Source organism: Burkholderia savannae, from assembly GCF_001524445.2.
Taxonomy (GTDB): domain Bacteria; phylum Pseudomonadota; class Gammaproteobacteria; order Burkholderiales; family Burkholderiaceae; genus Burkholderia; species Burkholderia savannae.
In genome coordinates this window covers 234,728-250,102 of sequence record NZ_CP013417.1, presented here as the reverse complement: position 1 = coordinate 250,102, position 15,375 = coordinate 234,728, and the positions used below count along the sequence as shown (strand labels likewise).

12 protein-coding genes and 3 pseudogenes are annotated in these 15,375 nt (G+C 57.3%); 9 read left to right on the top strand and 6 right to left on the bottom strand.

Annotated elements, in window-relative coordinates; all coding sequences use genetic code 11:
- Positions 1 to 126 precede the first annotated feature (126 nt).
- The 3 genes from WS78_RS01385 (at position 127) to WS78_RS01375 (ending at position 3,939) form a co-directional block, all read left to right on the top strand.
- The gene (locus WS78_RS01385) at positions 127 to 459 is read left to right on the top strand and encodes a type 2 periplasmic-binding domain-containing protein (RefSeq protein ID WP_059581644.1); all 333 of its coding nucleotides are present in this window, start codon (positions 127 to 129) and stop codon (positions 457 to 459) included.
- Positions 460 to 878: 419 nt separating this feature from the next.
- Positions 879 to 2,330, top strand: coding sequence for an MBOAT family O-acyltransferase (locus tag WS78_RS01380; protein WP_197419428.1), 1,452 nt, complete (start codon positions 879 to 881; stop codon positions 2,328 to 2,330).
- 7 nt (positions 2,331 to 2,337) lie between these two features.
- Positions 2,338 to 3,939 (top strand): alginate O-acetyltransferase AlgX-related protein, encoded by a 1,602-nt coding sequence (locus tag WS78_RS01375; protein ID WP_156432552.1) that lies wholly within the window; start codon positions 2,338 to 2,340, stop codon positions 3,937 to 3,939.
- Between the two features lie 237 nt (positions 3,940 to 4,176).
- Here WS78_RS01375 and WS78_RS01370 read toward each other — a convergent pair.
- Positions 4,177 to 4,797, bottom strand: a pseudogene (locus WS78_RS01370) (integrase core domain-containing protein); the annotation flags it as partial.
- A gap of 98 nt (positions 4,798 to 4,895) precedes the next feature.
- On the opposite strand from WS78_RS01370, the pseudogene WS78_RS01365 reads away from it, so the two are divergent.
- Positions 4,896 to 5,213 (top strand): annotated as a pseudogene (locus WS78_RS01365) (phage virion morphogenesis protein); the annotation flags it as partial.
- A gap of 650 nt (positions 5,214 to 5,863) precedes the next feature.
- On the top strand, positions 5,864 to 7,294 hold the full coding sequence (locus tag WS78_RS01360) for a sensor domain-containing diguanylate cyclase (protein WP_059581678.1): 1,431 nt from the start codon (positions 5,864 to 5,866) through the stop codon (positions 7,292 to 7,294).
- A 227-nt stretch (positions 7,295 to 7,521) separates the two neighbouring features.
- On the opposite strand, the pseudogene WS78_RS01350 reads toward WS78_RS01360, so the two are convergent.
- Positions 7,522 to 7,860 (bottom strand): annotated as a pseudogene (locus WS78_RS01350) (integrase core domain-containing protein); the annotation flags it as partial.
- A gap of 23 nt (positions 7,861 to 7,883) precedes the next feature.
- On the opposite strand from WS78_RS01350, the gene WS78_RS01345 reads away from it, so the two are divergent.
- The gene (locus tag WS78_RS01345; protein ID WP_082717525.1) at positions 7,884 to 8,282 is read left to right on the top strand and encodes a tyrosine-type recombinase/integrase; all 399 of its coding nucleotides are present in this window, start codon (positions 7,884 to 7,886) and stop codon (positions 8,280 to 8,282) included.
- A gap of 46 nt (positions 8,283 to 8,328) precedes the next feature.
- Here the strand turns inward: WS78_RS01345 and WS78_RS35460 are convergent, their stop codons facing one another.
- The 4 genes from WS78_RS35460 to WS78_RS01325 form a co-directional block, all read right to left on the bottom strand.
- A complete protein-coding gene (locus WS78_RS35460; RefSeq protein WP_156437473.1) occupies positions 8,329 to 8,964 on the bottom strand; it encodes a hypothetical protein in 636 nt (211 codons plus the stop codon).
- 58 nt (positions 8,965 to 9,022) lie between these two features.
- Positions 9,023 to 10,141: a hypothetical protein gene (locus WS78_RS01335; protein ID WP_063889464.1), complete on the bottom strand. Its 1,119-nt coding sequence runs from the start codon at positions 10,139 to 10,141 to the stop codon at positions 9,023 to 9,025.
- Positions 10,138 to 11,175: a hypothetical protein gene (locus tag WS78_RS01330; RefSeq protein WP_226377191.1), complete on the bottom strand. Its 1,038-nt coding sequence runs from the start codon at positions 11,173 to 11,175 to the stop codon at positions 10,138 to 10,140. Before WS78_RS01330 ends, WS78_RS01335 begins: the two co-directional genes overlap by 4 nt.
- Positions 11,176 to 11,395: 220 nt before the next feature.
- Positions 11,396 to 12,163 (bottom strand): XRE family transcriptional regulator, encoded by a 768-nt coding sequence (locus WS78_RS01325; protein WP_052145086.1) that lies wholly within the window; start codon positions 12,161 to 12,163, stop codon positions 11,396 to 11,398.
- A 27-nt stretch (positions 12,164 to 12,190) separates the two neighbouring features.
- Between WS78_RS01325 and WS78_RS01320 the strand changes: the two genes are divergently transcribed.
- Genes WS78_RS01320 through WS78_RS01310 form a run of 3 tightly spaced genes read left to right on the top strand, consistent with a single transcriptional unit; the run spans position 12,191 to position 15,370 of the window.
- Entirely contained in the window at positions 12,191 to 12,643 is a 453-nt protein-coding gene (locus tag WS78_RS01320) for a helix-turn-helix domain-containing protein (protein WP_226377190.1), read from the top strand.
- Positions 12,630 to 13,187: a hypothetical protein gene (locus WS78_RS01315; protein WP_226377189.1), complete on the top strand. Its 558-nt coding sequence runs from the start codon at positions 12,630 to 12,632 to the stop codon at positions 13,185 to 13,187. Before WS78_RS01320 ends, WS78_RS01315 begins: the two co-directional genes overlap by 14 nt.
- Complete coding sequence (locus WS78_RS01310) at positions 13,187 to 15,370, top strand: DNA-binding protein (protein WP_085701500.1); 2,184 nt, start codon at positions 13,187 to 13,189, stop codon at positions 15,368 to 15,370. Before WS78_RS01315 ends, WS78_RS01310 begins: the two co-directional genes overlap by 1 nt.
- Positions 15,371 to 15,375: the final 5 nt, after the last annotated feature.

Below are 15,375 nucleotides of genomic sequence, written 5' to 3'. Positions count from 1 at the left end.
GTCGACACTACCCCGACGGCATCGAGCCTTTCCACTTCCCGCCGAATCCCCGATTTTCCAGAAGCCGCATGGGGCCGCACGCATAAAGTATCCGCCCATGTCCTTGACGGCGGCCTCGGCTCACGCTTGCTCGGCGATCAGGCTCTGGCGTACGGCGGCTATGCGTGCCCGCTCGACGGCGACATGCTCTCGAGCGTCGGCCAGGCACTGACGCTCGACGAATACGTTTCGCCGGGACATGTTCTCGTGTCGCCCGGCGGCGTGGTCGGCATCGTCGACGAAGCGCTCGCCGCGCTCGGGCTCAAGCGAAATGCGATCGCGCCGACGGCGCACTTTGCCGCGCTGCCCTTTCTGCTCAAAGGACCGCGGACCTTCGCGACCATTCCGGCGCATGCCGCGGCGGCAATCGCGGCCGTGACGGGGCTTCGGCTCGTTGCGAGTCCGGTGAGTCTTTCCTAATATCCGATCGAATTGGATTGGCGGAACAGTTCGATGCGAAACGCGGCGGTCGCGAAAGTACGTGCGGCGGTCACGGAGTGCTTTTTGCACTTCCTGCTGTGTTGAACTGCGCTTCGCTCCGTCCAACACCACCGGAGTCCCAAGCATCGACGCATCAAGCGACATGCATGATGCCGCAACCTCGAGCGGACACCATTAATCCGACAATTATTGGAAATCAAAAGACTCGACGGCAAACGCTTGATCGCACGTCCGGGACAGCCTGCCGGATACGTCGCTGCCTGGCTCGAGTCGCAGGAACCAGCCGTGTATTATAATCCGCCAACATTTTCAACCGCTGGCGTCCGGCAACGAGGCCCGCTCGCCTAGCTCAGAAATACGGGGACCACGTGGTTTTTAGCTCGGCAATATTTCTCTACGTGTTTCTGCCCATCACGCTGGGGCTCTATTGGGCACTGACATACCGGCTTCGCAACATCTGGCTGCTGATTGCAAGCCTGACTTTTTACGCATGGGGCGAGCCAAAATATCTGCTGTTGATGGCGGCATCCATCATCTTCAACTGGATCATCGGCCTCCTTATCGCCCGCGCTAGTTCACGCAAGCTACAGTTCGTGATATTGACATTCGGCGTCACGATCAATCTTCTCGCACTCATCTACTATAAGTATGCATTCTTTTTAACAAGCAATTTAGATAGCCTAATCAATTTCCTACTCGGAAAGCATACCAGCATCGTCGAAACCGTATTGCCCATCGGCATTTCTTTTTTCACCTTTCACTCGATTTCATACATTGTAGACATATATCGGAAGGAAGCAGACGCGCTACGCAACCCTCTTGACATGGGGCTTTATATCTCCCTATTTCCTCAACTGGTTGCCGGGCCGATCATTCGCTATCACGATATAGCCGAGCAGATTTTGCATCGACGCAACACACTCGAGCGCTTCAGTTCGGGAGTCGAGCGTTTCGCGTTCGGACTGGGCAAAAAGGTATTGATCGCAAACGTCCTGGGGCAGGCTGCGGACAGCATCTTCGCCCTTCCGCCGGAGGGCATCTCAACGCCCATGGCATGGTTCGGCATCGTCTGCTACACGCTTCAGATCTACTTTGATTTTTCAGGATATTCCGATATGGCAATCGGGCTCGCCCGAATGTTCGGATTCGAACTCACCGAGAACTTCAATTACCCCTATATCTCAACCTCGGTACGAGAATTCTGGCGCCGGTGGCATATCTCGCTATCCACGTGGTTTCGCGACTACCTTTACATCCCGCTTGGCGGTAACCGCACATCTCCATTGCGCATGCGAATCAATTTGTTCACGGTTTTTCTGCTGTGCGGGCTGTGGCATGGAGCAAGCTGGAACTTTGTCTTCTGGGGCGCGTTCCACGGATCATTGCTTGTGCTGGAACGCACCCGAATCGGTAAATGGCTGGATGCGATGCCGAAATTTGTCGGCTGGATTTACACGATCATGATGGTAATGATTGGCTGGGTGTTCTTTCGGGCGGACAGTTTCTCTTACGCATGCTCTTACGTGGCCGCCATGTTCGGATTTACCAAAGCCAGTTGGTTCACTCCGCAAATTGGCTTCTATTTGAATGCACAGGTTTTTGCAACCATCGCCCTGGGTGCCATCCTGTCGACTCCGCTTGCAATTTCGCTTGCGAGAGATTGGCGCGAACGAAGATTTCCTTCGCATTCGAATGAACCGCTGCCGGCGAACATTCTGGCGTTATCGGCATTCGCACAGAATCCGAATTACGTTTACATTCGCTTGATCGCGGTGCTTGCTATATTGACGATCTGCGCCGCCGAGATGGCCGCCGGAACGTATAACCCGTTCATCTATTTCCGCTTTTGACTTGAGTATGCGCCGCAAGAGACTGGTCAATCTGATCATGGCCGCCGCCTTCGTAGCGGCCATTTCCGTCCCGTTCGTTACCATGTGGTTCAGCGACGGAAAGAACTCGGAGGAACGGAGGCTAGCGACGTTTCCTTCCATGGAGTTCAGCACTCACGGGCTTGAAAGCTTCCCCAAAGACCTCGACGCATACGTTAATGATCGCTTCGGGTTCCGAAATGTCTTCCTCAGCCTGCACAGCTACTTGATGTATAAGGTGTTCCATCTGTCTGGAACACAGCAGGTGATCGCCGGCCACGGCGACTGGCTTTTTATCTCCGACGTGGGAAGCCGCCCGGATATCGAGCGTACGGCTCGATTTTCGGGCACTGAGCTCCGTGATTGGAAGCTGGCTCTTGAGCAGCGTTACACGTGGCTCAAAGATCAAGGTATCGGCTATCGCTTCATGGTCGGCCCTGACAAGAACACGATCTATCCGGAATACCTGCCACGACAGGTGCAAGGGAAAGGGCCGTCCAGACTGCAAGAACTCGAAGGCTATCTTGGAGAGACACCTTATTTCATCAATCCAAGCCAGTCACTGATTGCCCACAAATCGGATGGAAACCCAGATCTCTTCTTCCATACCGATACCCATTGGACCCCGTACGGCGCTTATATTGGATACCGTGATCTCATGCAGTCCATCGGATCACCCCATCCCTATGCGTACGAAAACACGACTTTTATGACTGTGGCGCCCTCGGCTCAATCGGACATTGGAAGCACGGATATGTCGCGAATGATCCGGATTCCTGTCGTGGAAACGACGTATCAGCCGAAGAAGCTCCTTTCGCCCGAATGCACGATCCATCGCCAAGCTCAATGGCCGTTGGGCTTCTCGATGCCGAACTATCCGACGAGCCTTTTCGCGACAACCTGCCCCGGCAAAAGTGGAACTGTGCTGGTATTCAGAGATTCGTACTTCAACTCCGTCATTCCGTATTTTTCGCAGAATTATGGACGAGTCGTGTACGCATGGACCATACCGAACTCCGACATCCTCGCAAAAATGGTGGCTCAGGAAAAACCTGAACTCGTCATTGAAGAACGCGTCGAGCGATCGATGTACGCAGTCCCCAAGCCCGACTTATACGAAACGATCGACAGAATTCATCACGACCGAAAGTTCACCACCACGGAAAGGGATACACATCGCCGAAGCAACGAATTCCTCGGAGCCGACGTCCGCGTCGTCTCGAATGGAGGATCGATCAAATTCCTGGCCGGGGGCCGAATGCTAGCGTCGGCTTCCGGCACTCAAGGGGCCGGCGGCAACATTGACGCCGTGACCACAACGGCAACAGGCATCACATACTCCGGCTGGGCGGCACTTCGAGACGGTGGGCTAGCCGCCGAGTTCATCGTCGCCACCTCGGGAAATCGCGTCATCAACGTCGCACCCTCACAGCAGTTCGAGCGCCGCGACGTCGCCACTCACTACGATTCCGACTTGCTTCTGCGATCGGGCTTTTCCTTCGAGATTCCTAATGACTTTACGCATCCCCAGGTCCGTCTCTATGCAGTGAATGGTAATAAGGCTGCGCCCATCGGCATGCCGATCAATTGAAACGATCGCTCGTTCAAAACTCGGGCGACATTCGAAGTCTTGATTGCCGCTCATTTCTTGATTTCATTGACGACTGCTATCGGAGATTTTGCTTCCCCCGATCTCATTGAACCTCGCATTGCGGTACTTGGCGTCGGTAAGAGGTCCAGCTTTCGTTCCGAATCGGGGGTATGCCATACGCGCAAATTGCGAAACCATCCCCCCTGACCTGCCCGCTTCATTAGGGCCAACGGTCTTCTAGTAAAGCTCCTTTACCAGCCCCTGGAACACGGCAGGAGCATCCGCTGCCCGATGCTTCGCCGCAAACGCCGCAGGCGAAAGGTAATTCGGTGCGTTCCTCGTTGTAGTCCAGGCGTCATGCCGCGATGACCGTCGCGAGCATGCGCGAGGCTCGTGAACCAGTGCTTGTTTAGGCATTCATCGCGGAACTTGCCATTGAACGATTCGATGTACGCATTCTGCGTCGGCTTGCCAGCTTGAATCAATTTCAACGTCACGCCGTTGGGTAGGCCCATTGGGCGAGCGCACGGCTCGTAAACTCGGGTCCCAGGCTCGTTCGCAGCGCTTTGGGATAGCCTCGGAAACGCACTGCACTGCCCAGCACTCGAGCGATATACAAGCCCGAGATGCCGTCGTCCACGACGATATCGACAGCCTCCTTTATGAAATCGTCGACGATGGTCAAACACTTCACACGCCACCCGTTCGAAGTGCGTCCATCACGAAATCGATTGGCCCAACCTCGTTGGATCTATTCGGCAAAGCCGGCTGCGCGCGTTCAATCATCACGCCGTGGCGCAGGCGACGACGCCGCACGGCCAGTCCCGCTTCACGGTATAGGCGGCAATGCACGCGCTTGTGGTTCGCGTGGATGCCCTCGCACTCCACCAGAATGTGTAATCGCCGATAATTGATGCACAAGCGCTGGCGCAAGACGGACTTCGGCACGCCGTCGAGCATCAGCGTATGCGCCTCGGAAGGTGAAGCTCGGCGGCAAGCACTCGCGCGACAAAGCCGGCCGCGTGAAGTACGAGGCGAAGTTTCGGAAGCTGCGCACGGCGCGGTATCTGTGCATCGACGTAGACGACGCGGGGCTCGCGATCGGCTTCGACGAGCGACTGTCGCGCATCGCGCGTGTCCGCCAGGAAGGCCAGAAAACGCCCGCCGAGCCGGGCGGCCCGCTCGCGCAGCATCCGGGTCGCGTCGTGCTTGGTCTCGCCGACGCCGATCGCGAGTTCGTGCGCAATCGGCCGTTACGCTCCGTGAACCGCTGAACCGTTTAACCGCTCGCATCGGCCACTGGTTGAGAAACCGGAATTAAGGGCGCACGGTTACGGTCTGTAACCTTGCTTGCATTCAGCCGACCGTGATTTCGATTCCATCGCCGCCGACTCGCGTTATTCATATGGCGTTACGCCCCTGAATTCCACTTCAGGGAGTCGGGATTGTTTGCTCTGCCTGGTCCATAGTCTGACAGGGAAGACGAGGGCGATTCCGAACCGTCGGGAGATATCCGATTTCTGTTCGTCCTGCGTCCACCAAACCTTCGTCTGTTGAATTATCGAGGACTACAGGTTGCAAGGCACCGGCGGAACGGCTTCAAGAGACGGCCACGGCAGGTGCTGGAAGGCAAACTCATCGCACATATAATATGAATAAACCAAGCAGACCCAATTGCCGATAATGCCGCGGGAACCAATCCGATCCGCGGCTCTTTCCAAGGAGGGACTGAAAGGCCGTTCAGCGTCTTCCAATCGACGCAAGGCTTCTTGTTCCGGCAAGCGTCGCGTCCGTGCAGACCGATTTGCGTGAAGGCTTCGAGGGGATATTGGAGACCATAACGAAAGAGAACTGGGGGCCTCCGTCCTTTTCCGGTCGCTTGCAGCGCGGCCGGCTGGCGCCGCTGGCGATTCTTTGTGGCGGGATGTTCTTCGCGTTGGTCATGACCGCCTTAAGCGCAACGGTACTGTACCAAGGTCGGCTCGACGCAATGGAGCGCGCCCGCGAAACGTCGCGCAACCTCGCGCTGATTGCCGAGCGGGATATCGAACGCAATTTCGAGTTGTATGCCCTGTCCCTAGAGGCGGTGGTCGACGGCATGCGCGACCCGGACATGCTGGCGTTGCCGCCTCGTCTGCGCCGCGAGCTGCTGTTCGATCGGGCTGCAACCGCGAAATATCTCGGCTCCGTGCTGGTGCTGGATGCGGCGGGCAACATCACGATCGACTCGGGCAGCGACGTACCGCGCAAGGGCAACTTTGCCGATCGCAAGTATTTCATCATCCAGCGCGACAATCCGGATGCTGGCTTGTACGTTAGCGCTCCCTATCATTCACGGTTGCGCGGCGGCTCGCCAAGCATCGCGCTGAGCCGGCGCCTGTCGCATCCGGACGGGTCGTTCGCCGGTATCGTACTGATCGCGGTCAATCTCGAGTACTTCCACGCGCTGTTCGCCGGGCTGTCGCTCGGGCCGCACGGAGCCGTGTCCCTGATCGGCACGGACGGCATCATGGTGATGCGCCAGCCGTACGACGTACACACGATAGGGCGCGACATCAGCAAGGCCAGCACGTTCCAGCGTTTCAGGTCGGCACCAGAAGGCAGCTTCTTGGACACGGCGTCGATCGACGGCGTGCGCCGCCTGTACTTCTTCCGAAATTTCCCGCATTTGCCGCTGATCATCATGGTGGCCGAAGCCGAGCAAGACATCTTCGCAGCCTGGCGCAAGCGCGCTCTGACGATCGGCTCGCTGATGGTTGCATTCGGCCTGAGCTTCGTCGCGCTGTCCTTCCTGATGGGCGCCCAGTTGCGACGCCGGATGCTCGCGGAATCCGAGCTGCAGCTCCTCGCACGGATGGACGGACTGACCGGACTCCATAACCGCCGCACGCTAGGCGAGATTCTTGATCACGAGTGGCGCCGCGCCTGCCGCACTCGCAGCGTGTTTTCGCTGCTGTTCGTCGATATTGACTGGTTCAAAGCCTTCAACGACACCTACGGGCATCAAGCGGGCGATGACGCGCTGGCTGCGGTGGCACGATGCATCGGGGAGAACATCCGGCGCCCGGCGGACACCGCAGCACGGTACGGTGGAGAGGAGTTCGTGGTGGTGCTGCCCGACACCCCTCCTGCGGGTGCCGCGCTGATCGCCGAGCAAATCCGCACGGCGATCAGCGAACTGGCGATCGAGCACGCAGGCAGCGAATACGGACGTGTCACCGCCAGCATCGGTGCGGCCAGTTGGGCGCCGGAGCAGGACGGCGATGTGAGCGCGGTGATCAAGGCCGCGGACGAGGCGCTGTACAACGCCAAGGCGACCGGCCGAAACAAGGTTTCGCGGGTCTCCCCCACATGATTGGGTTCCCGTCGGCAGTCGCTCGCATCCGGCCATTCGCCTGGTCCGGTTTCGAATGCAAGCAGCTGCGGTTAGTCGCCGAACGTCAGCTGGTTTTCGTTGCCGTTGAATTGATACCCAAGCCGCCACTTCTTTGAACCGCCGGGACGCAGATCCGGAAACAGGCCGCCGCCGTCGAAGAGTTTGTTTCCCCTGAGCGGTACCGGCTTTCAGTGCCAGCAGCAATGTTAGTCTTCGGCTTTCTGTTGGTCCGTCAGTTGGGCCTGCAGGCCCAACTGACGGGCGTATTCGGCAGGCGCCACTTCACCGAGAGCCCTGTGAGGCCGACTCTCGTTGTACTCGACCCGCCATCGCTCAATCTGCGCCCTGGCATCGGCCAACGATGTAAACCAGTGCGCGTTCAGGCATTCATCGCGCAGCGTGCCGTTGAACGACTCCACGAATGCGTTGTCCGTTGGCTTGCCGGGCCGACTGAAGGCAATCTCGACCTTTTGATGGTAAGCTCACAGGTCCATCACCTGACTCGTAAATTCCGAGCCGTTATCACACAACAGTGTACGAGGGGCAACGGCCGGCCGACGTATTGAAGATGGATAAGCGAGACGTTCGCGACGGCGTGGTCTGGGTCCGACAGAATAAAACCGGGGCGCGTCTGCGCATTGAAGTTGTCGGCGAACGTGCCGAGCTACTTGCACAACTTGCTAGTAGAAAAACCGCACACAACCCTAGGTCAACACGCCTTATCGTCGACGAACATGGGCGGCCACTGGGACGCTCAGCGTTACGATTTCGATTTGACCGCGCACGGGATGCAGCCGGTATCGCGAAAGAAGCGTTTCAGTTTCGGGACCTGCGGGCCAAGGCGGGCACTGACAAAGAAAGCGCAACCGACCTGCGAAGCGCACAGGCCCTGCTCGGGCATGGGAGCGTAGCGATGACCGAGCACTATGTGCGAAAGCGCGGCGCTAAGATCACGCCAACTAGGTGAACCACTTGCAAGCTTGGCTGCCTGTGAGACCCGCTAGCTCGTCACTTTAGCGGGACTCGGCGATTTCCTCTATCGCGCCTTCAAAGAAATCGAGGAATTGCGGAGCAAGTCGGTCCGTCACTTTTACCAACCCTCCTTTGCTAAACGACAATTGACCTTTGATCATACGGGCCGTCACTTCGTACGTCGCCGTGTCGACCACATAGGTCTTGCCCGTGGTTTCCCAAATTGCCTTGAGGTCGATTCCCTCCTTGGAGGCGAGTTCGACCCGCCCGACCACGTGCCGGTCAAATACTACGTTGATTAGCTTCAAACCCACCAAGCGAATTTGATCAAACTTATCAAAGAATGGCGGCGTCGTAGAATCACCGAAAACCATGGGTTGAATTGAAAATCCATATCCCGCGATTCGCCCCAATTCGTTCATAAGCGTCTTCACCGATTTCCCCGGGTTGTCCACCCGCAGAAACACTGCTTCGCCTCTCGAAAAAAATTTGATGTCTACAAAATTAATCGTAGATACGGACTCGGCACGGGGATTGCCATCTTCATCGAACGCAATCGCAGATACTGTCGAGCGCCATGCGAAACGAAGGCAATCGCCGGTCTCGTCTGATTTTCTCGGGCGAAACCCGCAATCCGATTCGGATGTGAGCGGAAAATTGAGAAGCTCACGAACCAAGTTCGATACTCCGAAAGGAAGCGCGAGCCTATACCATTTGAATCGCAAGGTCATGATGTCAAGTCTTCGGAGGGGTCGATTTAGTCCAAATATCTTCAGCGCACTTCTTGGACGCTTTCTCGATGAGTGACGATAACCGCTCAACCTCGTCTGGTCTCGGACTGCGGCGTTTTTTGCTGACCATCCCGTCTTCGCACGGGTAAACGCCGCGAACAAGATATGAGAATCCAGTGCAGTCTCGCGCATTTGCAAAATGTGCATCAAGTTCGAAAACGTGTCCCTCGCCCATTGCTTCCCTAACCTTCCACACGGTTCGAATCGTGTAGAAATCTGCGGACTTGCTAATGATGTCCTTCAGTTCCTGCGACTGCTCCACCCCTTTTCCGCGCAATGCAATCCGCTCGATTCGGCTGTCCTGCACCTCATTGTTACCGATGTCATCGTCGGAAAGCTCCTGCTCATCGTCTTCGTCTGACTCTTCTGGAGTATTGCGGTATACGTACAGCTCGGTTACATCGTACTTACCCATTCCTTCGATGCCGTGAATCAAATTATAGAAAAATTCACTTCTCAAGCTAGGCAACACCACGTCATACAATGAAACGACGCGGCGATCCAGCTTTATGGAATTTCTCTTTTCGACCGAAGAAAAAACAGCCTCTCGAACTTTGTTTATGTATTCATTTTGCGAATTTCTAACAACATACGCACCATCCTCTTTCTTGAACTGAATTACACCGTCCTTATGCTGAACCTGCTTGAATTCAGTTTTAGCGTAATCCACCTCGGAATACTGGACAACCAATGCGATGTCATCTCCGTCTCTGGTGATCAAAACAACGTCGCCTTCCTTCTCTAGTTCGACCTTGATTGCAGAAATAGCCGTTTCGATCTGATTCACATCAATGGGCGTTGTAATCTCTACCGCAGTCACCTTTTCTCGGCGATTAGCAACGCCGAGGCGAGCTGCTATTCGCTGATGATCCTGATAATCATGCACCAGCCTGCTGAAGTATTTCGCGAGTTCCGACTTATCGGTATACTTCGAAACCAAAACATTTCTGTCGGCAAACAATTGACGTATCGTCGCTTGATCAACCCGATGTTGATTCAACGCATCGAACACATTCTTGTCCGTTGCGTAATAAATCGAGGGTCCATGAGGCGGCTTTTTCATCCATTTTCTCCATCGCGCCAACCGAGCTTTGCAGGAGAATAATTGTCCGTGACGGCGACAACGTGTTCGAGCTTAATGGCGTCCAGTGTTGCCGCCCTTGTCGCCTCGAAACCCCATGCCTTGCTGTATCGGTGCTTGGCTACCAAAAAATTACTTTGAATCTGATCGCTCGGCTGCTTATGACTCACGCGAACGCGCACCTGTGCGTCTTTGTCCAGCAATTGCAGTCGAGACAGACTGTCGAGAAAATACTCGAACTCCATGGCCGAATCACCCGGCCGGTTGTAATAGATCACGTAGCCAGGCTTTCCCTTATCCGTACCATTGTGTTTAATTACGCAGTACGGTGCGTTCAGGGTTTCAACTGTCGCGGCTTGCCCCCAAACCTCGCCGTGCCGACGCCATAGAACGAGGTCTGGATAATAGAACGTGTAGTCGTCGGATATTTCCTTGCGCTGCAACAGACGACTCAGGTCGTTTGCAACTGAGTACAGGCGATTGATATCCAGTGGCCCAAGCACATGCAGGTATGTGTTTTCCGCGATGGGCAGGGCGGAAACATCGATCTTGCGCATGGTTTCCGCTAGGTCATGCTTGAAGTCATGATCGTGGTTATGCAGAAAAAGCAACCCGCGAACCTCATAGGGTTCCGAGACATCCACCACATGCCTCGTTCGCCACTCGTCCGAAGCGCACGCACACTGGACGGAAATCGCTAAAGAACGCAGTGCATTACGCAATGTGCTCTGGTTGATAGATGACTGTCCGTAGCTTTTGAGATCGGTGTTCAGATAGACCTTTCGGCCCAGATACGGATCGTCGTAATAGAAGACGACATCGGTCGGGTGCGTCTGCTTCTTTGATCCACCCGCGGTCTTATGGTCGTCGTTCAGGCAGGCAAAATTGTGGTTGGTGGCGGGGTGAATATTCCACCTGAAGTACTCGAAGATATCTTCGGATACGCGCGTCGCGATTTCCCCGATGTTGTAGGTCTCTGCCATATCGATGACGCTTATCAATTGTTGGTCGGTCACTTACATGGGCAGTATGCCATCCCTGTGGGGAGGTGCTCGATTTGACACCGCCAGAATCCGGACTAGAAAAGCGCTCGAACGCCCGCCGCACAAGGCGTCGGGCAATTTCGGCGGTCGCGGCGGTGCGCGAAGGATTCTGCGAGAAATGACTGCGAAATGCGCGGATTTCGCAAAGATTTTGACACCAGAATAGGCGGGGAGTGGAAGTTATCCACACCACCTATATTTGCCGGCCCACCCAGACAACGCGGCCGATGATCTCGAAGTCGCTTGGCGGCGACGCCATATCAACCGTAAACGGCCGGTACGCCTCGTTGGCGCTACTTACTTCGAGCCTCCCCTCCGGAAGCCGCTGAAGACGTTTCACAAACAGCTCCCCGTCCATTCTCAGCACGTACAAACCTGCGCCTGGTCGGGTATCCGCTTGGTTGACCAAGATTACGTCCCGATCACTCAGCACCCCTTCCATGGAGTCGCCCTTTACTGCGATCACAGCCAAATCTTTCGGGTTGATCCGTAGGTAATTGTCGACCCAATATCGCCGGAAAGCCATCGCCAGCGGAGGTTTGCCGTCGCCCAACGACGCCCCGTGCCCAGCGGCGGCTTTCACGTTGTAACGCGGGATAAACACGAACTCGGCGATGTCGACCGGGTTTCCCATCGTATCGAAACATGCGCTTTGGGGCTGCGCGTCGTCAGATCGCCCCTCGGTGAAGGCGGTGGGAGCTACCTCAGGCTCCTGGCCAAACAGCGAGTTGATCGGAACCCCGGCTCGCTCGGCGACTTGCCGAAGAAAGAACGCGTCGGGAGTCCGCTCCCCGTTCTCGTACCGTTGAATTGTGCTGGTGCCAATGCCGAAGGTAGCTGCCATCTCGGCGATCGACGTCTTCAACACGTCCGTTCGGACACGACGCAGCCTCTCGCCGACCTGCTTGTTGAAGGTTTCAACATCCCGATCGGAACTTGAAAGAGGGGCATCTCGCTCCATTGTTGCTTTCATCTTCCGTACAAATGGTTGATTTACAAGGGAAAATCACCCAATCGGGGTGATGACAAGTCCGATCGGAACAATAAACAACCCGAAAGGGTTGATTTTCGCGTTCCGTTCGGGTTTAATTGCTTCATGACGAACCGCATGGAGTACGCCATGAGGCATGAAAATGTCCCAAAAAAGACCGCCCAACGATCCGATTGGCATCAGGCGGACATCATCGCCGCCGTGAAAAAGGCCGGCTGGTCCCTTCGCGCTCTTTCAATCCATCACGGATATGCGCCTGGAACCTTGCGCAACGCGCTTCGCACGGCGTATCCGAACGCCGAGAAGCTAATTGCTGAAACGATCGGCGTTCCGCCAGAGGCAATCTGGCCGAGCCGATACGAGAAACGAAATTTTACGCCCGTTTTGTCACCGTCCTCCCCTGTTTGTGCGCCCCGCACTGTGCGTTCGGCCGCCGTTGCAATGGATTGAATCGTACGCACCCCGATCCCGACGCGCTATCGGCGCGATTCCCGACCTGGACGACACGACGATGAGAAAACGGACCTGGAAATCCCTGCACGCGACAAGCCTGAGTGAGGCTTTCGAGTTGTGCGTTCAACATGCTGACGAGCGCCGCCGGCCGGCGAAGGTGCTGGCCGATCTGATGGGCGTCGAAGTAAAAACGCTGTATCGCTGGCTCGCCGAGACGTCGATGCCGCTGAACCGCGTGCGTCAATTCGAAGAATTCTGCGGCGCACGCTTCGTCAGCGAATACCTGTGCGTTGCGGACGGCCGCCGCGTCGTCATCGAGATTCCGACCGGCCGTCGCCCCGGCGTCTCCGATCTCGCATCCTTGCAAAGCGCGTTTGCCGACGCGGCGGCTGTGCTTTGCCGCTACTACGCATCCGGCCACGAACAGGCCGAAGCAATCGCGGCACTGACCTGCGCGATGACCCAGGCCGGCTACCACCGCGAGAACGTCACGAAGGATCGCGCGCCTGAGCTGCGGTTCGATGATGCGGAGGCCGAGTGATGCAGGCCGTCGTCAAATCGCACTACGCCGCCGCAGAACTGGCGGGCATGAACTTGCCGAGCCTTCCGACCACGATGCAAGGTGTCAAACTGCGCGCGAAATCGGCGGCTTGGTCGTTTCGGAAACGCGAGGGTCGCGGTGGCGGCCTCGAATATGCGCTCGAAAGCCTGCCCGTCGACGCACAAGCAGAAATCCGCCGCCGAGCGTCAACCGCGCTCGTCGGGACGATGCCCGAAGCGAAGCCGCAGGCGATCATCCGCCGCGAGCAGCAACTGCAGCTCGTCGAGACCGATGTGCAGCGCCTGCGCGCCGATGCGCGCAAGGGCATCTTGTCGATGCTCGATCGCATCATGACGCAATGCCGTGTCTCGCGCGAGGCGGCGATGCACACGCTGCTCACGCAGGCGCGCCTCGGCACGCTCGACGATCACCTGACAGCCATGTTGCGCGCGGCCAAAGATGCGCGCGGTCGCAAGGGTGACGAATTCCCGAGCATCCGCACGCTGAAGCGCTATCTCGGCCTCGCGAAACAAGGCTCTCTCGCGCCGAAGATTCCGAAGTCGAGCTTCGTGATCCCGGCGTGGGCGAAGCTCTTCCTCGAACACTATCAGCAGCCGCAGAAGCCGTCGGTCGAGCAAGCCTATCGTGACTTCACGACGGCATGCGCGGTGCAGCGGGTCACCTACGACGTGCCGAGCGTCCATCAGGTCCGACGCTTCCTCGACAAGCTCGGCAGCGTGACGTTGCAGACCGGGCGTATGGGATCGCGCGAACTGAAGACCATGCTGCCGTTTATCCGCCGCACGTTCGACAAGCTGCTGCCGAACGACATCTGGTCGGCCGACGGTCATACGTTCGACGCGGAGGTACAGCACCCGCTGCACGGTCGGCCGTTCCGGCCGGAGATCACGTCGATTATCGACGTCGCCACGCGACGCGCGGTCGGCATCTCGCTCGACCTGGCCGAGTCGTCGTTCGCCGTGCTCGACGCGCTGAGTACCGCAGTACTCAAGTGCGGCGTGCCGAGCATGTTCTACGTCGACAACGGGTCCGGCTACAAGAACGCATTGCTGAAAGACGAAGGCGTCGGCGTCCAGGGTCGCCTGGGCTTCGTCGTCACGCACTCGATTCCGTACAACTCGCAGGCACGAGGTGTCGTCGAGCGCCTTCACCAGACGCTGTGGGTCGCCGCCGCGAAGACGCTGCCGTCGTACATGGGCGTGGACATGGACCGCCAGGCCAAGCACGTGATGTTCAAGATCACGCGCGACGCTCTCAAGCACGGCGGCGCGATCTCGCTGATGGGATGGGACGCGTTCATCCAGTTTTGCCAGGAACAGGTCGACGCGTACAACGACCGTCCCCATAGCACGCTACCCGTCATCCGTGATCCAAACACCGGCAAGCGTCGGCACATGTCACCCAATGAAGCGTGGGCGGCACATGGCGCGCAAGGTTGGCAGGCCGACACGCTCGACGAACACGATGCGCGCATGGTATTCCGGCCGCGTATCAAGCGCACCGTCGCGCGCGGCGAGGTTCGGTTCCTGAATCACCGGTATTCGAATCCGCAGGAGCTGCTCGAATTCCACGACGAAGAAGTTCAAGTCGCTTACGACATCAACGATGCGCGGTTCGTCTGGATTTACGCGCTCGACGGTCGCTACATCTGCCAGGCCGAGGCCGGCGCGAACGAACGGGCCTACATGCCGCAGTCCGCTGTCGAACAGGCTCGCGAGAAGCGTGCCGATGCGCGAGCGAATCGCCTGCAAGTGAAGCTCGACGAGGTCGAGGCGGAACGTCGTGGCCAACCGGCACTCACCCTCGAAACGCCCGAGGTCATCACGATCCCAGGGTTCGGCGACATCACGCGCGACGCGCTGAGTCGGCGCTTTGTGGACGTCGAGCCAGTGATCGACATCGAACCGGCCGCGCCCATGGTCCTTGAACCGCAATCGGAACCGGAAGCCGTCACTGAAACCGCCACCGTGTTTCAGCTTCCGGAAACACCCGAACTGCGATTTGCCCGGTGGCAGACCCTGAACGAACACATCGAAACAGGAGGCATTCCGGACCAGGACGAATTGCAGTGGTACGGCAGATACGCGTTGAGCAAAGAATTTGCGGCGCAAAAGCGCCGCGCGGAACAGGCTGAAGAGTTGCAGCTCGCCAGCCATCAGTAACACCA